The sequence below is a fragment of the Sphaerotilus hippei genome (genome assembly GCF_003201595.1).
GTDB classification, from domain to species: domain Bacteria; phylum Pseudomonadota; class Gammaproteobacteria; order Burkholderiales; family Burkholderiaceae_C; genus Sphaerotilus; species Sphaerotilus hippei.
Genome location: NZ_QJJS01000010.1, coordinates 136,834 through 155,211, shown reverse-complemented (window position 1 = coordinate 155,211; position 18,378 = coordinate 136,834). Strand labels below are relative to the sequence as shown.

The window sequence follows — 18,378 nt, the reverse complement described above, 5'->3', positions numbered from 1 at the left end:
CGCCCCGCCCCGCTCACCCGTCCAGCCGGGCCAGCCCCTGCGCCAGGTCGGCGATCAGGTCGTCGACGTCCTCCAGGCCGATGCACAGGCGCACCAGCACGCCTTCATGGGACGTGCCGAGCTGGCGCATGCCACGGGCCCGGTAGGGCACGGCCAGGCTGACCGGGCCGCCCCAGCTCCAGCCGATGCGGAACCAGCGCAGGTGGTCGACGAAGGCGTCGACCTGCGCGCTGGAATGGCGGGGATCGATCTCCAGCGTCAGCAGGCCGGCGGCGGCGCTGCACAGCGCGGCCCAGTGCTCGTGTCCGGGCGAGCCCGGCAGCGCCGGGTGCAGCACGCGGCGCACCTGGGGCTGCTGCACGGCCCAGGCGGCCAGGCGGCGGGCGGCGGCGTCCTGGGCCGCGTACCGCAGCGGCAGGCTGGGCAGCGAGCGCAGCAGCAGCTCGACATCGTTCATGCCCACGCCCAGGCCGAGCCGGCTGTGGGTCCAGGCCAGGCGCTGGTACAGGTCGTCGTCGCGGCAGGCGATCGAGCCCATCAGCACGTCGCCGCCCCCCGACGGGTACTTGGTCAGCGCGTGGATGGTCAGGTCGACCCCGAGGCCGGCCTCACCCAGCTCGAAGGCATTGAACGCCAGGCCAGCGCCCCAGGTGTTGTCCAGCGCGATCACGGCGCGTGGCGCCTTCGCGCGGATCAGGCGCACCAGCGCCGGCAGGTCGGGAAACTCGAGCGTGACCGAACCGGCCGCCTCCAGCCAGACCAGCCGCACGCGCTCGTCGAGCCGGTCGGCCAGCGACTGCGGCTGCATCGGGTCGTAGAGCTGGTGCGACACGCCCCACTGCGCCAGCTCGTGGCGGGTGAAGTCCTTGCTCGGGCCGTAGACGTTGTCGGGCAGCAGCACGCTGTCGCCGGCCTGCAGCAGCGCCATGTCGACGACGGTCAGCGCCGACAGGCCGCTGGGGGCGAGGATGACGTGGCGGGCCCCCTCGAGCGTGGCCAGGCGCGCCTCCAGCGTGAAGCTGGTGGGGGTGCCGTGCAGGCCGTAGGTGTAGGCGCTCTTGTCGACCCAGGTGCGCGCGCGCATCGCGGCCACGCTGGGGAAGAAGACGGTGGAGGCCTTGTGCACCGCGGCGACCGGCGACTCGAAGTCGGCCGGCGCGCGGTAGGGGTGGTGGATCAACCCGGTCGGGGTGCCGGGCGCGGCGGCCGGGGTGTCGGCGCCGGAAGGGTCGAGGGGGGCATCGGTGCTCATGCCCCCCAGTATCGCGTGGGCCGGCGGGCGGCGCACCGCGGCCGGCCCGCGCGCCAGGCTCAGATCGGCTGGCCGATCAGGTCGTGGCCTTCGACCGCGAGGATGCGCACGCGGGCGAACTCACCCACCCGCAGCTGGGTCGAGATCTTGGCCGGCGGCAGCAGGCGCACCGTGCCGTCGATCTCGGGCGCGTCGGCCCAGGTGCGGCCCACGCCACCGCGGCGGCCCAGCGCCGGGGCGCTGTCGACCAGCACCTTCAGGGTCGAGCCGACGCGGCGGCTCAGGCGCTCGATCGAGACCTGCTCGGCCACGGCCATGAAGCGGGCGCGACGCTCTTCGCGCAGCTCGTCGGGCAGCGCGCCGGGCAGCTCGTTGGCGGTCGCCCCGGTCACCGGCGAGTAGGCGAAACAGCCGGCGCGGTCGATCTTCGCTTCCTTCAGGAAGTCGAGCAGGTGGCTGAACTCCTCTTCGGTCTCGCCCGGGAAGCCGGCGATGAAGGTCGAGCGGATCACGATCTCCGGGCACAGCTCGCGCCAGCGCAGGATGCGCTCCAGGTTCTTCTCGCCGCTGGCCGGGCGCTTCATGCGGCGCAGCACGTCGGGGTGCGAGTGCTGGAAAGGCACGTCGAGGTAAGGCAGCACCAGCCCCTCGGCCATCAGCGGGATGACGTCGTCGACGTGCGGGTAGGGATAGACGTAGTGCAGCCGCACCCAGGCGCCGTGCTCGCGCGCCAGCTCGCCGAGCTTGGCGACCAGGTCGAGCATGCGGGTGCGCACCGGCGCGCCATTCCAGAAGCCAGTGCGGTACTTGACGTCCACGCCATAGGCCGAGGTGTCCTGGCTGACGACCAGCAGCTCCTTGACGCCACCCTCGAACAGCGCGCGGGCCTCGTTGAGCACGTCGCCCACCGGGCGCGACACCAGGTCGCCACGCATGCTGGGGATGATGCAGAAGGTGCAGCGGTGGTTGCAGCCTTCGCTGATCTTCAGGTAGGCGTAGTGCTTGGGCGTGAGCTTGATGCCGGCAGCGGGCACCAGGTCGAGGAAGGGGTCGTGCGGCTTGGGCACGTGCTGGTGCACCGCGTCCATCACCTCCTGGGTGGCGTGCGGGCCGGTCACGGCGAGCACCTTCGGGTGCACCTCGCGCACCAGGTTGCGGGCCTCGCCACCGGCGGTGCCGTCGACGTTCTTGGCGCCCAGGCAGCCGGTGACGATCACCTTGCCGTTGGCTGCCAGGGCCTCGCCGATGGTGTCCAGGCTCTCGCGGACCGCGTCATCGATGAAACCGCAGGTGTTCACGATGACCAGGTCGGCACCTTCGAAGGTCTTGCTGGTCTGGTAACCCTCGGCGCTGAGCTGCGTGAGGATGAGTTCGGAGTCGGTCAGGGCCTTCGGGCACCCGAGGCTGACGAACCCGATGCGCGGGGCGGCACCCGTCGCGGCGGGGGCCGACACGGGGTCGGAGGGCAGGTTCACGGCGTCGTTCATGCCTCGATTGTCCGCGAATTGCCCTGACCGCCGCGCCAAGGCCCGCCGCGGGAGCGGGCATCATCGCGCCCATGTCGCTTCCGTCGTTCGCACCGATCAGCCCCGCCCCGGCGGGATCGCGCACCGCCGCCCCGGCCGCGTCGGCCCCACCGGGTCCGCTCGACCGGCCCGAGGCCTGGCGCGGGCGCCTGCGCTTCGTGCGGCTGGACACCCGCTTCGGCACGGGTCAGCGCTTCCTGCGGACCTGGCAGGCCTGGCGCGACGATCCGCAGCGCTGCGAGCGCCTGATCGTCGTCGCGATCGACGACCGCCCGCCCGCGCCCGAGGACCTGGCGCTCCGCCACGCGCACAGCCCCTGGTCGGCACTGGCGCAGCAGCTGGCCGCCGTCTGGCCCGCCCCCACGCCCGATCTGCACCTGCTCGACTTCGAGGGCGGCCGGGTGCAGCTGATGCTCGCGCTGGGCACGCTGGCCGAGTGGCTGCCGGCGCTGCAGCTGCAGGCCGATGCGGTCGAGATCGATGCCGGGGCGCAGACGCTGGACGCCGATCGCTGGAACGACGAGGCGCTGCGGCGCCTGGGCCGCCTGATGGCACCGGGCGCGACCGTCGACGCACCCCTCGATCCGGCGACGCCCGGGCGGCTGGCCCCGGTCGGCATCGAGCCCTCCCTCCCGAGCTCCCCGGTCCCCACGGACGCGACCACGGGCGGTCGCTGGACGGGCCGCCATGCGCCCCGCTTCGTCGCGCCCCGCCCGCGCGCCCTGGCGCACCGCCCCGACGATCAGCCGCCCGAGGCCCGCCATGCGCTGGTCATCGGCGCCGGCCTGGCGGGCTGCGCGGCCGTGCACGGCCTGGCGCTGCAGGGCTGGCACAGCACGCTGGTCGACCGGCTCGAGGCGCCCGCCGGCGCCACGTCCGGCAATGCCGGCGGGCTCTACCACGCGATCTTCAACTCGCCCGACAGCCTGCACGCCCGCTGGTTCCGCGCGGCAGCCGCCCTCACCCAGCAGCTGGCGCGCCCCTGGATCGACGCGGGCCGGGTGGCCGGCCAGGCCGGCCGTTTCCTGCGCCTGGAGCCGCGGCTCGACGGCGAACGCGCCGCCGCCCAGCTCGAGCGGGCCGGCCTGCCCCGCGAGGTGGTGCGCTGGTGGGGCGCCGGCTGCGCTGCCCGGGCGACCACGCTGGCACTGGCGCACGGCGGCTGGTGTTTCGGCCTGGGCGGCTGGCTCAGCCCCGGCGACCACTGCCGCGCCCTGCTCGCCGCCGCGCAGGCGCTGGTGCCGGTGCACTGGCAAGGCGGCACCACGATCGCCCGGCTGGCGCACGACGGCCACCAGTGGCAGGCCTTCGATGCCGACGACCGGCTGGTGGCCCGCGCGCCCGTGGTCGTGCTGGCCAGTGCGCTCGACACGCCCCGGCTGCTGGCCACGGTGCAGCCGCAGCAGGCCCTGCCGCTGAGCGCCGTGCGGGGCCAGACCACGCTGCTGCCCGCCGACCTGCCCGGCCTGCAGGCCCCGCGCTGGCCGCTGTCGGGCCAGGGTTATGCGCTGCGCCTGCCCGATGGCCGGGTGCTGATCGGCGCGACGACCCGGCACCACGACGACGACCCCGCCGTGCGCGAGGCCGATCACCGGCACAACCTGCAGCGGGCCGCCGCACTGGGCGTGGTGCCGGCGCTCGCCGACGGGCAGGCGCTGCCGGCCGACCTCGGAGGCCGGGTCGGCTGGCGGGCCGGCACACCCGACCGGCTGCCGCTGGTCGGGCCCGTCGTCGACCTGCAGGCGCTGGCGGCGCTGCGCGCCTTGCCGCGTGAACGGCTGCACACCCCCGCCCACCTTCCCCGCCTGCCCGGGCTGCACACGCTCACCGGCCTGGGCTCGCGCGGCATCACCAGCGCCGCGCTGGCCGGGCGGCTGCTGGCCGCGTGGGTCACCGGTGCGCCGATGCCCGTGGAGCAGCGCCTGCAGGACGCGCTGGACCCCGCCCGCGCGTGGATGCGCCCGGCCGGCCCCCCGCCCGGGTCGAGCTGAAGGCGAGCTCGCCCGGCGCCGGCGTCAATCCGGCTCGGGCGCCTTCAGCAGGCGGGCGGCCTCGTCGTCGGACAGCGCCTCGACGCTGCGCAGCTGGCGGCTCATCGCGCGGGTGCGCACCTCGGCCGCATCGATGGTGTTGCTGGCTTCCTGCAGCTTCTTGCGGGTCTTCTCCAGCACCTCGCCGAACTTGCCGAACTCGGTCTTGACCGCGCCGAGCACCTTCCAGACCTCGGAGCTGCGGCGCTCCAGCGCCAGCGTTCGAAAGCCCATCTGCAGGCTGTTGAGCATGGCCAGCAGCGTGGTCGGTCCGGCCAGCGTGACGCGGTGTTCGCGCTGCAGCGCCTCGCTCAGGCCGGGGCGGCGCAGCAGCTCGGCGTACAGGCCTTCGGTGGGCAGGAAGAGGATCGCGAAGTCGGTGGTGTGCGGCGGCGCCAGGTACTTGGCGGCGATCGATCGCGCCTCGTCGCGGATGCGCTGCTCCAGCGCACGCGCGGACTGCTCGGCGGCCTCGCGGTCGGCCCGGTCCTGCGCGTCGAGCAGGCGCTCGTAGTCCTCGCGCGGGAACTTGGCGTCGATGGGCAGCCAGACCGGCGCGTCGGTCGCGGTGCTGCCGCGCCCGGGCAGGCGGATCGCGAACTCGACCCGTTCGCCGCTGCCCGGCACGGTGGCCACGTTGGTCGCGTACTGCTCGATCGTGAAGACCTGCTCGAGCAGCGCGGCCAGCTGCACCTCGCCGAGCAGGCCGCGCGACTTCACGTTGCTCAGCACCCGCTTGAGGTCGCCCACGCCCTGGGCCAGGTGCTGCATCTCGCCCAGGCCGCGGTGGACCTGCTCGAGCCGGTCGGCCACCTGCCTGAAGCTCTCGCCCAGACGCTGCTCCAGCGTGGCGTGCAGCTTCTCGTCGACGGTGGCGCGCATCTGCTCGAGCTTGCGCTCGTTGTCGGCCTGCATCGCGCCCAGGCGCTGGTCCACGCCGGCCTGCAGCGTCACCAGGCGCTGCTCGATGCCCTGCTGCAGCGTGGCCAGGCGGCGGTCGTTGGCCTCGGTCAGCAGGTGCAGCTGCTCGTGCTGCTGGCGGGCGAAGCTCTGCAGGCTGTCGGCCTGGCCCTGCTGCAGGCCGGCGAGCTGCAGGCGCAAGGCGTCGATCTGCTCGTTCTGGGTCCGCAGGCCGTCACCGGACTGCAGCATCAGCAGGCGCTGGAAATCGGCCAGCGTGGCCCCCAGCTCCTGGCGGGTGCCGCGGGCGCTGCCCTGCACCTCCTCGCGCAGGCTGCGCTCCAGGCGCTCGGCCTCGAGCGCGCGGGCACGAGCCGACGCTTCGGCGCTCTCGCGCAGCACCGACTCGACGGCATCGGCCAGCGCGTCCTCGAGGGCCAGCGAGCGGGTCGGGCTGAAGCTGCGCCACAGCCAGAGCAGCAGGTGCAGCGCCGCCACCAGCAGCAGCGCCCAGAGCAGGAATCGATCGGACATGGGCCGGCATTGTCTCAGCGTGCCGCCCGGTCAGGCCGGCACGGCCGGCGGGCCCGCGATCAGGCGCCGATCGCCTGGCGCAGCGACTCGGGCAGCGGGCGCGACACCTGCTCGCGCAGATCGACCCAGACCACCTTGGCGCCGCCGCTGGCGCAGACCTCGTCCGGGGCATCGTGGCGCGACAGCGTCGTGTAGGTCTGCACGCTGCTGCGGCCGACCTGGCCGACGTACTGGCGGGCCAGCACGTCGCCGGGATGCGCGAGCTGGCGATGGAAGCTGCAGAAGGCGTTGACGATCACCGGCCCCTGGCCCTGCGAGCCCGGCTCGGGCATCAGCGTCAGCGAGCGCAGCCACTCGACCCGCACCGTCTCGAGGTAGCGGAAGTAGACCGCGTTGTTGACGTGCCCGTAGGCGTCCATGTCGCCCCAGCGGATCGGGATGATCATCTCGAAGACCAGGCGCCGGTCCTCGGGCAGATCGAAGCGCATCTCAGGCCTCCTCGCGGCTCACGCCGAGCTGGTCCTCGAGCTGCGCGAGCCGCTGGCTCAGCCGGCGCACCTCGTCGCGCAGCTGCGCCTGCTCGGCACGCAGCAGCTGCAGCTCCTCGGTGACTCCGGTGGGCGCCACCCCCGCTGCCACCGGGCCGAGGTCGACCTCGCCGCACAGCAGGTGGGCCCAGCGGGCCTCGCGGGCCCCGGGCGCACGCGGCAGCCGCACGACACGCGCCGGCTGGCGCTCCATCAGCTCGTCGAGAAAACCCTCGACCGAGGACACGTCGGCAAAACGGTGCAGCCGCTCGCAGTGCAGGCGCAGCTCGGCGGCCGTCTGCGGGCCGCGCAGCATCAGCATGGCCAGCAGCGCGACCGCCTGCCCGGGCACGCCGTAGACGCGGCCGAGGTTGTGCTCGTAGCGCACCACCCGGCTGCCGCTGGACTCCAGCACCAGGTGCAGCGACTTCAGGCCGTCCAGCGCCAGCAGCACGTCCCCCTCGGCCACGGCCATGACCGGATCGCGCGCGGTCTTCTGATTGCAGCCGCCGATCAGCGCGTTGATCGACATCGGGTAGGTGTCGGGCACCGTGGCCTGCTTTTCCACCAGCACCGCCAGGACCCGGGCCTCCAGCGCGGTCAGGGCCCGCACGGCCGGTCGTGCGGGGTGGCTCGTCACGTCGCTCATCGTCGACTCAGAGGCTGTAGCCGTCATCGGCCTGGATGATCGCGCCATTGATGAAATGGCTCTCGCGGGCGCACAGCATCAGCAGCACCGGATCGAGGTCGACGGGCGTGCCCAGGCGCTTGCGCGGCAGCGACTGCACCAGCCGCTCGCCCGCCTCGGAGGCCCAGTGGTGGTGGTTGTCGCCGGTGTCGATGTAGCCCGGGCAGATCGCGTTGACGTTGATGCCGTGGCGGCCCCACTCCAGCGCCATCGCGCGGGTCATGTGGATGACCGCGGCCTTGCTCATCGAGTAGACGCCGATCTGGCTGACGGCCTTCAGGCCGGCCATCGAGGCGATGTTGACGATGCGCCCGCCAGCGAAGGTGCCGGGTGCCGCGCCGCGGGCCCGGGCGATCATGCGCTTGCCGACCTCCTGGGCCAGGAAGAAGCCGCCCCGCACGTTGGCGTCGAAGATGTCGTCGTATTCCTGCTCGGTGACGTCGACCAGCTTGTTCGTGCTGGTGACCCCGGAGTTGTTGATCAGGATGTCGAGCGTGCCGACCTCGGTCTCGGCATGAGCGACGGCCGACTTGATGCTGGCCAGGTCGGTCACGTCCAGGCTCACCACGTGAGCGTCACCGTCGTTGGCCTCGATCTCGGCTCGCAGCTCCTTGAGCCGGTCGCTGGGCCGACCCGCCAGCACCACGGCGGCGCCAGCGCGTGCGAGCACGCGGGCGAACTGGGCGCCCAGGCCGCCGGAGGCGCCGGACACCAGGGCCACACGGCCCGACAGATCGATGGGATAGCTCATGGTGGGGTCCTTTTTGTTCTGTGCTGCGATGACGATAGCACGGGCCGACCGGGCTCGATCCACGCAACAGCAGTCCGGATCGGACCCTGGAAAGGCCGCCCGGCACAAAAAAGTACGATCGTGCTTTTTTGTACCGGCAAGCCGCTAGAATCCCGGGCTGCATCGGCAGGCCCGCAGCCTGCACACCCGAATTCTCTCAAGGACACGCATGACTTCCCAGGACCTGCTCGCCCAGTACGGCCCACGCGAATCGATGGACTACGACGTGGTGATCGTCGGCGCCGGCCCGGGCGGGTTGTCGACGGCGATCCGCCTCAAGCAGCTGGCCGCGCAGCAAGGCACGGAAGTCAGCGTGGTGGTGCTCGAGAAAGGCTCCGAGCCGGGCGCGCACACCCTGTCGGGCGCCGTCATGGACCCGCGCGCCCTCACCGAACTGTTCCCCGACTGGAAGGAGCGTGGCGCACCGCTGAACCAGCCGGTGAGCGGCGACGAGGTGCTGATCCTGTCGCAGACCGGCGCGAAGCGCACGCCCGACTTCCTCGTGCCCGAGTGCTTCCACAACGACGGCAACTACGTCGTCAGCCTCGGGGCCTTCACCCGCTGGCTGGGCGAGCAGGCCGAAGCGCTGGGCGTGGAGATCTTCCCGGGCTTCACCGCCGCCGAGGTGCTGCATGACGAGCAGGGGCGCGTGCGTGGCGTGGCCACCGGCAACCTCGGCCTGGGCAAGGATGGCGAGCCGACCGACCACTTCCAGCTCGGCATGGAGCTGTGCGGCAAGTACACGATCTTCGCCGAAGGCGCACGCGGCCACCTGGGCAAGCAGCTGATCGCGCATTTCAAGCTCGACGCGGGCCGTGACCCGCAGAGCTACGCGCTGGGCATCAAGGAGCTGTGGGAGATCGATCCGGCCAAGGCCCGGCCCGGCCTGGTGGTGCACACCGCCGGCTGGCCGATGGACACCGAGACCTACGGCGGCGGCTTCCTCTACCACCTCGAGGGCAACAAGGTGACGCTGGGCTTCGTCACCGGGCTGGACTACAAGAACCCCTGGCTGTCGCCGTTCGAGGAGATGCAGCGCTGGAAGACCCATCCGGCCATCCGCGCGCACCTCGAGGGGGGCAAGCGCATCGGCTACGGCGCCCGCGCGATCACGGCCGGCGGCATCCTGAGCCTGCCCAAGCTCGTGTTCCCGGGCGGCGCGCTGGTGGGCTGCGACGCCGGCACGCTCAACGCCGCGCGCATCAAGGGCAGCCACGCGGCCATCAAGACCGGCATGCTCGCCGCCGAAGCGGCCTTCGAGGCCCTGGCCGCCGGCCGCAGCCACGACGAACTGGACGCCTACCCGGCCGCCTTCGAGCAGAGCTGGCTGCATGCCGAGCTGATGCGCTCGAAGAACTTCAAGCAGTGGTTCAAGAAGGGCTTCCACGTCGGCTCGCTGATGACCGGCGTGGAGCACTGGCTGCTGCCCAAGCTGGGCGTGGACACGCCGCCGTGGACCGTGCACCGCCCCGCGCCGGACCACCTCTACCTGCGTGCGGCCGCCGAGTGCAGCCCGATCGACTACCCCAAGCCCGACGGCCAGCTGACCTTCGACCGGCTCTCCTCGGTGTTCATCAGCAACACCAACCACGAGGAGAACCAGCCGGCGCACCTGACGCTCAAGGATGCCTCGGTGCCGGTGCAGCTCAACCTGGCGAAGTTCGCCGGCCCGGAAGCCCGCTACTGCCCGGCGGGCGTCTACGAGTTCGTCAAGAACGACGACCAGTCGGACCGGCTGCAGATCAACGCGCAGAACTGCGTGCACTGCAAGACCTGCGACATCAAGGATCCGACCCAGAACATCGTCTGGGTCACGCCCGAGGGGGGCGGTGGCCCCAACTACGCCGGCATGTGATGGGCGCCGGGCCGTCGCGGCCCGGCCCCGACCCTCAGGCCCGCACCAGCGCGGGCCGGCGCCCCAGCCGGTTGCGGATCAGCTTCTGGCAGGGCACCTCGAAATACCGGTAGACCAGCACCGACAGCACCAGCGTCACGCCGAGGAAGGCGGCCAGGAACAGCGGGCTCTCCTTCGGGATCGGCAGGCCCGCCTGGCGACAGCCGATGGCGATCATCAGCTGGATCGGGAAGTGGATCAGGTAGCTGGAATAGGTGACGTTGCCCGCCACGTCCAGCAGCCGGTCGAAGCGCGCGGGAATCGTGCACTGCTCGGCCAGGAAATACAGCAGCACCGGCGTGTAGGCGACGATGAACAGCTGGATCACCGGCCGGTGCGCGAACAGGCCCAGCACCCCCGCCACCGACGGAGCGGCGAGCAGCAAGGCCAGCACCCCGCGCCCCACCATCACGCGGCGGGCCTGCACCCAGCCGGTGCGGCCGACCTGGGCGGCCAGCCCGCCGATGAAGAAGCACAGCACGCACTGGAAGACCTGGTGCGGCACCTTCAGCAGGAAGGCCCCGGCGCCGACGGCGATCAGCACGCAGGTGATGCCGATCGAGGCCCCCAGGCGCCGCATCACGACGAAGAAGAGCGCGTAGACGATCACCTCGAGCGAGATCGACCAGATCGGCCCGTTGAAGCTCGGACCCTGCTCGAAGCCCCAGTTGCTGGCCATGAACAGCTGCAGCAGGAAGTGCGGCAGGTCATTGTGCGCATAGACGAAGTAGTCGTTGGCCAGCGGGAAGTAGACCGCCTGCAGCAGCGCGACCAGCAGCAGCGTGACCAGGTGCAGCGGATACAGCCGGGACAGCCGCAGGATGAAGAACTGGCGCGCCGCCATCCGGCCCTCGGCGATCATGCGGCTGTACTTCCAGAAGAAGATGTAGCCGCTGATGCACCAGAACACCTGCACGCCATAGACGCCGTATTCATAGAGCCAGCGCAGCGGCACGTACAGCGGCTGGGCGCTGCGCTCGAAATCCGGCACCTCGGTGCCCAGGTGCCAGAAGTGCTGGTAGTGCCAGATCAGCACGGCCATCGCGGCGAGGAAGCGGACGATTTCGAGCCCCATCATCTTCTGGGGAGCAGACGACGAGGCGCTCATCGGCCTCGTTCCCGCGGACTTGGACATGGATCAGGATCTCGTCAAGGTGAATCGGATGGAAGCGCCAGCGCATGGCCGGCCCGGAATCGCCACGCGCCCTCGGCGGCGACCGACCGGCGTCAACGCCCGGCCGTGAGGCACCCGGGCCCGGATGCAGCTTGCATGCCGGCATTTTCGCTGGCGACGGCCCCGCACCGTCCCCAGCACCTCGCTCGTGCGCGAGAGGCGGAGCACATCGGGCAATAAGTCGCGGGATCGCCCCCCGACAGGCATCAGCCACCCGCACCGGGGATGGACGGCCATCGGGAACGGGGATCCGATCAAGAACCCCTCCGTAAGCTCGGCCGCAAGGGCGACAGCTACGACAACGCGCTGGCCGAGACGATCAACGGCCTATACAAAGCCGAGCTGATCCACCGTCGGGCACCGTGGAAGACCAGGGAGGCGGTAGAGCTGGCAACCCTGGAATGGGTGCACTGGTTCAACAACCACCGCCTGCTCGCACCCATCGGCTATGTGCCACCCGCCGAGGCCGAGGCAAACTACTACCGGCAACTCGCCAGTCAGGCTACCGAGGTGGCGGCCTGACTTAACCCAACGGGCCTCCACGAATCCCGGGGCGGTTCAAGACGCAGTAAACCCTGGGCCCAGACTGACTTATCAGCAAGCCAAGGCGCTCGCGGTGGGGAAATCAACCATCGACGAACGTTGGCGACTTCCTACGCGCAAAGAGCTGCTCACGCTCCGCGAGCCGAACTGCCATAACCCATCGCAAAACCTGAACGTATTTCCAACCAAGCCTGAGTGGAGCTCCGATGGTGCATTCTGGTCTTCGACCCCAGAAGCCCAGGGCGTATCCGTCGTATCGGCAATTGGCACAAGTGATGCTTGGGCAAGCACTGACGGAGCAAATACGAATCATGTTCGTCTCGTTCGAACGCCACCAACTTCGCACAAGAAGTAGCAGTGCGCCAATGCAGGCCATGCCTTCGGCATTTTCATGGCCTGCATTGGTGCCCTCCGCACTTCATGCTCCGGCGCTGGTTGAACAGGGGCGCAAGGGCATCCCCACCTGTCAAGCCAAGCCAAGCCCTGACGAATGGCCCAGCAATTCGCCTGGTTGGCGGACTCCTGCTACTTCAGGCGGGTACGGCTGGAAGGGAGCAGGTCACTTCAGGCTCGTCTCGGGATGCAGACCGATGGCGAGTCGTTTCTCCTTGCCGCCGCAGTAGAACGTCCAGAACCAGCGCTTGGATCCGGTGGCCGCGACTTCGAGGGACAGGCCAGGATCAACGCGGACGATCGAGACATGAAAAAAGCCCCAAGTGCTTGATTCTCAGGGCTTTTCTGGACATCCGGGGATGTCATGGAGATGTTCCGGTGGAGCGGGTGATGGGAATCGAACCCACGCTATCTGCTTGGGAAGCAGAAGTTCTACCATTGAACTACACCCGCGTCGCTGCGCAGTATAGCCGACGCGGCGCTCAGGCGCGGCTCGCGGCCAGCCACTCGATGCAGGCATCGAGCGCGGGCGTGGCCTGGGGGGCCAGCGTCTCGTGGTTGGCCAGCAGCGTGACGGCCAGCGTCGTGCCGCCGCGGGTCTGCACATAACCGGCCAGCGCCCGGGTGTCGAGCAGGGTGCCGGTCTTCAGCCAGGCCCGGCCGACCGCCGCGCCCCCGCGGAGGCGATGCTCCAGCGTGCCGTCCAGCCCGGCGACCGGCAGGCTGTCGCGGAACAGCCGGGCATAGGGTCCATGGTGGGCGCGCTGCAGCAGGTGCACCAGCGCCGACGGTGCCGCCCGCTCCAGGCGCGACAGCCCCGAGCCGGAGTCCACGCCGATGCGCCCGGGGGCCACCCCCTGCTGCTCGAGCCAGGCGAGCATGCGCTGGCGGGCGGCCGGCACGGTGGCCGGCACCTGCGGAAAGTCGGCCGACAGGCTCAGCATCAGGTGACGGGCGATCAGGTTGTTGCTGCGCTTGTTCATCTCCTGGATCAGCACGGCCAGCGTGGGCGAGGCATGCACCATCCAGGGCGTCGACACCACCGGGGCCGCGGACGGCGACAGGCTGCTCACCCGACCCCGCAGCCCGCCGCCCTGCACCCGCCACAAGGCGCCCAGGGTGCGGCACGCCAGCTCGGCCGGCGACGGCTCGGGGGCCGCCGCCGGGCACGCCAGCAGCGCGGAGCGGGCCGACAGCGGGCCGCAGCCCGCGGCACCCGGTGACGTCGCCTGCCAGGTGACGCGCCGATAGGCGGCCCCGCCCGGGCCCGGGCTGGCCGCCGCCGAGCGCACCACGCCCTCGTCGAGCAGCAGGGCATCGGGGCGCGCATGGTGCGGCCGCTCGGGTGAAGGCTCGGGCGTGCTGGCCAGATCGGCCTCGGACAGGCTGAAGCGGCTGTGGTCGAGCACCATGTCGCCGACGATGCGGTCCAGCCCCTGGCCACGCAGGCGCCGAAACCACTGCGCCACCGACTGGCTGTCGAGCGACGGGTCGCCCCCGCCCACGATGCGCAGGTCGCCCAGCAGCGCCCCCCGATGCAGCGGGCCGCCCAGGTGGGCGCGGGTCTCCCAGCGATATCCAGGCCCCAGCACCGACAGCGCGCACAGGCTGGTGATCACCTTGGCGGTCGACGCCAGGATGAACGGTTTGTCGGCCTGCCAGGACACCCAGGGCGCACCGCCCTCCACCGGCACCACGCTCAGGCCGAAACTCTCCAGCGGCAGCCCGCTGGCGGCCAGCCGGGCCGCCAGTTCGGTGGGCAGGCGCGGGCGGGCGGCACGGGCCGGTGCGGCACCGACCCGCGTGGCCGGCAGCAAGGCACCGGCCGCGAGGGCACCCACCCAGCGGCGGCGAGACGGATCGTTCAGGGTCATCGGAGCAGGATCAGAAAAGGCTTGAGGCACAATCTCGCACCCCGCGGGCCGGATCGGGGCGGTCACCAGACCGCTGTCCACCGTTCCGGTGACGGGCGTCACGCAAATGCCGGGGTCGGACCGGGGCCTGCCTGTTGTCGACAGGACCCTGCCGTTCTTGAGTCGACCGACCCGCCGACCACCGACCCGGCCTGCGCCCACCCTGATCCGCCGCTCTTCGCGCACTGCCTTCGCTCCCTCTGCTGCCATGACCACGTCGCCCCTCTCCCTGCCGCCCGCCGATGAATCCGAACCCAGCCCCGCGCAGGCGGGCGAAGGTGGGCCGATCCGTCGCAGCGTGCGCAGTTTCGTGGTGCGTGCCGGGCGCATGGGCACCGGCCAGCAGCGGGCGCTCGAGGAGCTCGGCCCCCGTTACGTGCTGCCCTACCAGCCCTCGGCCATCGAGCCTGCCGCGGCCTTCGGACGCGAGGCGCCGCTCGTGCTGGAGATCGGCTTCGGCATGGGAGACGCCACCGCCCAGATCGCCGCGGCACGACCGGACCATAACTTTCTCGGGGTGGAGGTGCATACCCCCGGAGTGGGCGCGCTGCTCAAGCACATCAGCGAGCGGAAACTCGAAAATCTGCGCCTGGTGCAGCACGACGCGGTCGAGGTGCTGGAACACATGCTGACGCCGGGATGCCTGGCCGGCGTGCACATCTTCTTTCCCGATCCGTGGCACAAGAAGAAGCACAACAAGCGCCGGCTGATCCAGTCCGCTTTCGTCGCGCAGCTGGTCACCCGCCTGGCGCCGGGCGGGTACCTGCACTGCGCCACCGACTGGGCGCCTTATGCCGAGCAGATGCTCGAAGTGCTCAGCGCGGAAACCTCGCTGGAAAATACCGCCGAGGGTTATGCCCCCCGGCCTGAATACCGTCCGCTGACCAAGTTCGAGAACCGCGGCCTGAAACTCGGACACGGCGTCTGGGACCTGGTCTTCCGCCGCCGCGCCGGCTGAAGGCGGCGGGCGGCGCGGCCGGCGTCAGTCGTGCCAGCTGATGGCACCGGTGTAGGCCGTCGCCAGGATCAGCAGGCCGAAGGCGATGCGGTACCAGGCGAAGGGCACGAAGTTGTGCGTCGCCACGTACTTCAGCAGCCAGCGCACGCACAGCCAGGCCGACAGGAACGAGAACACCAGGCCGACCAGGAACAGCGGCAGGTCGCCCATGGCCAGGTGCTCACGCTCCTTCAGCAGGCTGTAGGCCCCGGCGCCGATCAGCGTCGGGATGCCCAGGAAGAAGCTGAAATCCGTGGCGGCCTGGCGCGACAGCCCCATCAGCATGCCGCCGATGATCGTCGAGCCCGAACGGCTGGTGCCCGGCACCATCGCGAAACACTGGACCAGCCCGACCTTCAGCGCATCGAGTGCCGTCATGTCATCGACCGACTGCACCCGCACCGAACTGGCCGGGCGTCGCTCGGCCCAGAGAATGATCAGACCACCGACAATGAAGGCCGACGCCACGATGACCGGCGTGAACAGATGGGCCTTGACCACCTTGCCGATCAGCAGGCCCAGCACCACGGCCGGCAGGAAGCCGATCAGCACGTTCAGCACGAAGCGGCGGGCATCCCGGCTGCGGCCGAACTGGCTCGCGGTGCTCGACAGGCGCTGCCAGTACACCAGGATGACGGCGAAGATGGCACCGGTCTGGATGGCGATCTCGAAGACCTTGAGCTTGGCGTCCGTGATGTCCTGGGTGAGGTTCAGCAGCGAACCGGCCAGAATGAGGTGCCCCGTGCTCGAGATCGGCAGGAATTCGGTCAGGCCTTCGACGATGCCCATCAGGGCGGCCTTGATCAGCAGTACCAGATCCACAATGACTCCTCCAAACGCGCTTTTCAGGACAAGAAAAAGCCCCGGTGACGGGGCTGACTAGGGTTGATACCTATCATTTGTCACGATATCACAGCGCAATTGCCGTTTGACAGGGGCTCCGACAGCCCCCCAGCCCACACGCCGACATGGTCACACTCACACTGAAAAAAAAGCCCGGCACCCCCTCACCCGCAGGGCGGCGCAACGAGCGCGCGGCGGCCACCCACCCCGACTCCCCGCCACGCGGCAAGACCCGGCCCGGCGGCGTGAGGGTGCGCCCCACGCTGGCCCAGGCACAGGCTGAACGGCTCGAGCGCGACGAACGCATGGCCCGGCAGGATCGCCCGCCCCGCCCCCACGGGCCGGGGGCCGGCGACGATCGCCGCGATCCTCGCGATCGCCGTGACGCTCGCCCCGCGGCCGGCGACCGGCGCGGCCCCGCGTCGGCCGAACCGCGCCGGCCGGGTCCTTTCGACGCCGAGCCACGCCGACCTGGCCGACCCGGCCCCTTTGACGCCGAGCCGCGCCGGCCCGGTCGACCGGGTCCGTTCGATGCCGAACCGCGCCGACAGGCTCCGCGCCCCGTGATCCCCGCGCCCCCTCCGATGGAGCGGCCCCCGGCACGGGAGCGCCGTGTGCTGCCTCCGGCCACGCGCGCCCGGCCGATGCTGCCGGGCGAGGCCGCGCCGGCCTCCCCGCCACCGCAGCGCCCTGAGGGCGCCGCCCTGCGCAGCACCACCGGCGAGCGCCTGTCCAAGCGCATGACCGCGCTGGGGCTGGCCTCGCGCCGGGAGGCCGACGAGTGGATCGAGGCCGGCTGGGTGAGCGTCAACGGCCAGATGGCCGTGCTGGGCCAGCGGGTCGATGCCGATGCACGCATCGTGATCGATCCGGCCGCGCACAAGGACCAGGCCAAGCGCGTGACCATCCTGATCAACAAGCCCGTGGGCTACGTCAGCGGCCAGGCCGAGGATGGCTACGAGCCGGCCGCCAGCCTGATCCGGCCCGACAACCAGTGGGCCGAGGACCGCTCGGGCCGCAAGTGGCATCCGGGGCACCTGCGCAGCCTGGCGCCTGCCGGGCGCCTGGACATCGACTCGGTCGGCCTGCTGGTGCTGACGCAGGACGGCCGCGTCGCCCGCCAGCTGATCGGTGACGACTCGCTGGTCGAGAAGGAATACCTGGTGCGGGTGGCCTACACCCCCGGCGAGCGCCTGCCCGACCGTGACCTGGCGCTGCTCAACGAGGGCCTGGAGCTCGACGGCCAGCGGCTGCGTCCGGCCAAGGTCAGCTGGCAGAACGAGGACCAGCTGCGCTTCGTGCTGCGCGAGGGCAAGAAGCGCCAGATCCGGCGCATGTGCGCGGCCGTGGGCCTGCAGGTGCTGGGGCTCAAGCGGGTGCGCATCGGCAGCGTGGTGCTGGGCAAGCTGCCGCCCGGCCAATGGCGCTACCTCTGCGACGACGAGTATTTCGCCTGAATGCTTCCGCGCCGCCGGGGTGACGCCCCGGCCCGCGGATCCTGACCCGACCGGCCCGGAGAACCGCTCCGAGGCCGGTTTTTTTTCATCCGGTGACGGTGATTGTGGATGACGGCATGGACAACTTGATACAGGCCCTCGACAACAGAAACATGAGACGTGGTTTTCCCTGAAACCCTACCCCTGTCAGGAACCCAAAGGTACCTATACAGTCGATGGAGCACAGCTTGAATTGAAAAATTCGGTGTCCCACAAGCTGACAGGGAGGGCAGAAAGAATGAATACCGTCACAGGAAACAACATCACCGCCATCGATCACCGCAAGCGATTGCTCGATGGCATGTCCAAGTGCGTCGCCGAACAGGGTTACGCCACCACCACGATCGCCGACATCGCCTCCACGGCGCACGTGTCCAAGCGCACGTTCTACGAGCACTTCCGCTCCAAGCAGGATTGCCTGCTGGCACTCTATGAAAACGCCACGGGCGCGGCGATGCAGCGGCTCAAGGACGTCGCGATCGCGGAGTCGGGCAAGCCCGACTGGCTCGACCAGGCCGTCGCGGCCTATTTCGGCTACCTGGCCGAGCGCCCGCAGCAGCTGCGCACGCTGTTCGTCGAGGTCATCAGCCTGGGCATGGACGGGCTGAAGGCACGCCGCAAGGTGCATCAGGAACTGGCCCGGCTGCTGACCTGCGGCGCGGACGCCCAGTCGGCCGAACTGGCCCGCTACACGGCCGCCGGGGTGATCGGGGTGCTGGTGGAGTTCGTGCTGTGCGCGATCGAGGACAACGCCATCGCCGAACTGCCCAGCCTGGCGCCTCAGGCCAGCCGGATCATCCGCAACACGCTGGAGGCGATGGACCAGCCCGCGGGCCGCCTGGCCGCCTGACCCCTCCACGACGGAGGCCGGTCAGGCA

The 18,378-nt window shown here is 70.7% G+C and carries 16 protein-coding genes, 1 tRNA gene and 1 pseudogene; 7 read left to right on the top strand and 11 right to left on the bottom strand.

Annotation, left to right across the window (positions count from 1 at the left end):
• Window positions 1–13 precede the first annotated feature (13 nt).
• Together C7444_RS12285 and rimO are read right to left on the bottom strand one after the other, a co-directional pair.
• Entirely contained in the window at window positions 14–1,252 is a 1,239-nt protein-coding gene (locus C7444_RS12285) for a PLP-dependent transferase (protein ID WP_110401146.1), read from the bottom strand.
• Between the two features lie 59 nt (window positions 1,253–1,311).
• Window positions 1,312–2,739 carry a 30S ribosomal protein S12 methylthiotransferase RimO gene (rimO, locus tag C7444_RS12280; RefSeq protein WP_110401145.1) on the bottom strand — a complete coding sequence of 476 codons (1,428 nt, stop codon included), beginning with the start codon at window positions 2,737–2,739 and terminating at the stop codon, window positions 1,312–1,314.
• A gap of 71 nt (window positions 2,740–2,810) precedes the next feature.
• Between rimO and mnmC1 the strand changes: the two genes are divergently transcribed.
• Window positions 2,811–4,769, top strand: a complete 1,959-nt coding sequence (gene mnmC1 / locus C7444_RS12275; protein ID WP_110401144.1) for an FAD-dependent 5-carboxymethylaminomethyl-2-thiouridine(34) oxidoreductase MnmC1 — start codon at window positions 2,811–2,813, stop codon at window positions 4,767–4,769.
• Between the two features lie 24 nt (window positions 4,770–4,793).
• On the opposite strand, the gene C7444_RS12270 is transcribed toward mnmC1, so the two are convergent.
• Genes C7444_RS12270 through C7444_RS12255 form a run of 4 tightly spaced genes read right to left on the bottom strand, consistent with a single transcriptional unit; the run spans window position 4,794 to window position 8,208 of the window.
• Entirely contained in the window at window positions 4,794–6,242 is a 1,449-nt protein-coding gene (locus C7444_RS12270) for a DNA recombination protein RmuC (protein ID WP_110401143.1), read from the bottom strand.
• 59 nt (window positions 6,243–6,301) lie between these two features.
• The gene (locus tag C7444_RS12265; protein ID WP_110401142.1) at window positions 6,302–6,730 is read right to left on the bottom strand and encodes an acyl-CoA thioesterase; all 429 of its coding nucleotides are present in this window, start codon (window positions 6,728–6,730) and stop codon (window positions 6,302–6,304) included.
• Window position 6,731: 1 nt separating this feature from the next.
• Window positions 6,732–7,418, bottom strand: a complete 687-nt coding sequence (locus C7444_RS12260; protein ID WP_110401141.1) for a YceH family protein — start codon at window positions 7,416–7,418, stop codon at window positions 6,732–6,734.
• Between the two features lie 7 nt (window positions 7,419–7,425).
• A complete protein-coding gene (locus C7444_RS12255; RefSeq protein WP_110401140.1) occupies window positions 7,426–8,208 on the bottom strand; it encodes an SDR family oxidoreductase in 783 nt (260 codons plus the stop codon).
• Window positions 8,209–8,416: 208 nt separating this feature from the next.
• On the opposite strand from C7444_RS12255, the gene C7444_RS12250 reads away from it, so the two are divergent.
• On the top strand, window positions 8,417–10,102 hold the full coding sequence (locus C7444_RS12250; RefSeq protein WP_110401139.1) for an electron transfer flavoprotein-ubiquinone oxidoreductase: 1,686 nt from the start codon (window positions 8,417–8,419) through the stop codon (window positions 10,100–10,102).
• Window positions 10,103–10,136: 34 nt separating this feature from the next.
• Here the strand turns inward: C7444_RS12250 and C7444_RS12245 are convergent, their stop codons facing one another.
• Entirely contained in the window at window positions 10,137–11,276 is a 1,140-nt protein-coding gene (locus tag C7444_RS12245) for an acyltransferase family protein (protein ID WP_110401138.1), read from the bottom strand.
• 258 nt (window positions 11,277–11,534) lie between these two features.
• Between C7444_RS12245 and C7444_RS12240 the strand changes: the two are divergent.
• Both C7444_RS12240 and C7444_RS21000 read left to right on the top strand, forming a co-directional pair.
• Window positions 11,535–11,837: pseudogene (locus tag C7444_RS12240) on the top strand (integrase core domain-containing protein); the annotation flags it as partial.
• Window positions 11,764–12,213 carry an Lcl C-terminal domain-containing protein gene (locus C7444_RS21000; RefSeq protein WP_110401137.1) on the top strand — a complete coding sequence of 150 codons (450 nt, stop codon included), beginning with the start codon at window positions 11,764–11,766 and terminating at the stop codon, window positions 12,211–12,213. The pseudogene C7444_RS12240 and the gene C7444_RS21000, both read left to right, overlap by 74 nt.
• A gap of 204 nt (window positions 12,214–12,417) precedes the next feature.
• Here the strand turns inward: C7444_RS21000 and C7444_RS20995 are convergent, their stop codons facing one another.
• The 3 genes from C7444_RS20995 to C7444_RS12225 form a co-directional block, all read right to left on the bottom strand.
• Window positions 12,418–12,531 carry an Arm DNA-binding domain-containing protein gene (locus tag C7444_RS20995; protein ID WP_375136932.1) on the bottom strand — a complete coding sequence of 38 codons (114 nt, stop codon included), beginning with the start codon at window positions 12,529–12,531 and terminating at the stop codon, window positions 12,418–12,420.
• 99 nt (window positions 12,532–12,630) lie between these two features.
• Window positions 12,631–12,704: transfer RNA gene (locus C7444_RS12230), tRNA-Gly, on the bottom strand.
• Window positions 12,705–12,733: 29 nt separating this feature from the next.
• Complete coding sequence (locus C7444_RS12225) at window positions 12,734–14,125, bottom strand: D-alanyl-D-alanine carboxypeptidase/D-alanyl-D-alanine-endopeptidase (RefSeq protein WP_170130730.1); 1,392 nt, start codon at window positions 14,123–14,125, stop codon at window positions 12,734–12,736.
• A gap of 247 nt (window positions 14,126–14,372) precedes the next feature.
• Here C7444_RS12225 and trmB point away from each other — a divergent pair, with 247 nt between their 5' ends.
• Window positions 14,373–15,122 (top strand): tRNA (guanosine(46)-N7)-methyltransferase TrmB, encoded by a 750-nt coding sequence (gene trmB / locus C7444_RS12220; protein WP_110401135.1) that lies wholly within the window; start codon window positions 14,373–14,375, stop codon window positions 15,120–15,122.
• A 24-nt stretch (window positions 15,123–15,146) separates the two neighbouring features.
• On the opposite strand, the gene C7444_RS12215 is transcribed toward trmB, so the two are convergent.
• On the bottom strand, window positions 15,147–15,983 hold the full coding sequence (locus C7444_RS12215; protein WP_110401134.1) for an undecaprenyl-diphosphate phosphatase: 837 nt from the start codon (window positions 15,981–15,983) through the stop codon (window positions 15,147–15,149).
• 635 nt (window positions 15,984–16,618) lie between these two features.
• Here C7444_RS12215 and C7444_RS20645 point away from each other — a divergent pair.
• Entirely contained in the window at window positions 16,619–17,461 is an 843-nt protein-coding gene (locus C7444_RS20645) for a pseudouridine synthase (RefSeq protein WP_245909536.1), read from the top strand.
• Window positions 17,462–17,801: 340 nt separating this feature from the next.
• Window positions 17,802–18,350, top strand: a complete 549-nt coding sequence (locus C7444_RS12205) for a TetR/AcrR family transcriptional regulator (protein WP_211317541.1) — start codon at window positions 17,802–17,804, stop codon at window positions 18,348–18,350.
• The last annotated feature ends 28 nt before the right edge of the window (window positions 18,351–18,378 follow it).

What these genes read in the sequence shown, in the direction of transcription:
- C7444_RS12285 (WP_110401146.1), bottom strand. Translation starts at nt 1,252, where the DNA reads ATGAGCACCGATGCCCCCCTCGACCCTTCCGGCGCCGACACCCCGGCC.
- rimO (WP_110401145.1), bottom strand. Translation starts at nt 2,739, where the DNA reads ATGAACGACGCCGTGAACCTGCCCTCCGACCCCGTGTCGGCCCCCGCC.
- mnmC1 (WP_110401144.1), top strand. Translation starts at nt 2,811, where the DNA reads ATGTCGCTTCCGTCGTTCGCACCGATCAGCCCCGCCCCGGCGGGATCG.
- C7444_RS12270 (WP_110401143.1), bottom strand. Translation starts at nt 6,242, where the DNA reads ATGTCCGATCGATTCCTGCTCTGGGCGCTGCTGCTGGTGGCGGCGCTG.
- C7444_RS12265 (WP_110401142.1), bottom strand. Translation starts at nt 6,730, where the DNA reads ATGCGCTTCGATCTGCCCGAGGACCGGCGCCTGGTCTTCGAGATGATC.
- C7444_RS12260 (WP_110401141.1), bottom strand. Translation starts at nt 7,418, where the DNA reads ATGAGCGACGTGACGAGCCACCCCGCACGACCGGCCGTGCGGGCCCTG.
- C7444_RS12255 (WP_110401140.1), bottom strand. Translation starts at nt 8,208, where the DNA reads ATGAGCTATCCCATCGATCTGTCGGGCCGTGTGGCCCTGGTGTCCGGC.
- C7444_RS12250 (WP_110401139.1), top strand. Translation starts at nt 8,417, where the DNA reads ATGACTTCCCAGGACCTGCTCGCCCAGTACGGCCCACGCGAATCGATG.
- C7444_RS12245 (WP_110401138.1), bottom strand. Translation starts at nt 11,276, where the DNA reads ATGTCCAAGTCCGCGGGAACGAGGCCGATGAGCGCCTCGTCGTCTGCT.
- C7444_RS21000 (WP_110401137.1), top strand. Translation starts at nt 11,764, where the DNA reads ATGTGCCACCCGCCGAGGCCGAGGCAAACTACTACCGGCAACTCGCCA.
- C7444_RS12225 (WP_170130730.1), bottom strand. Translation starts at nt 14,125, where the DNA reads ATGACCCTGAACGATCCGTCTCGCCGCCGCTGGGTGGGTGCCCTCGCG.
- trmB (WP_110401135.1), top strand. Translation starts at nt 14,373, where the DNA reads ATGACCACGTCGCCCCTCTCCCTGCCGCCCGCCGATGAATCCGAACCC.
- C7444_RS12205 (WP_211317541.1), top strand. Translation starts at nt 17,802, where the DNA reads ATGTCCAAGTGCGTCGCCGAACAGGGTTACGCCACCACCACGATCGCC.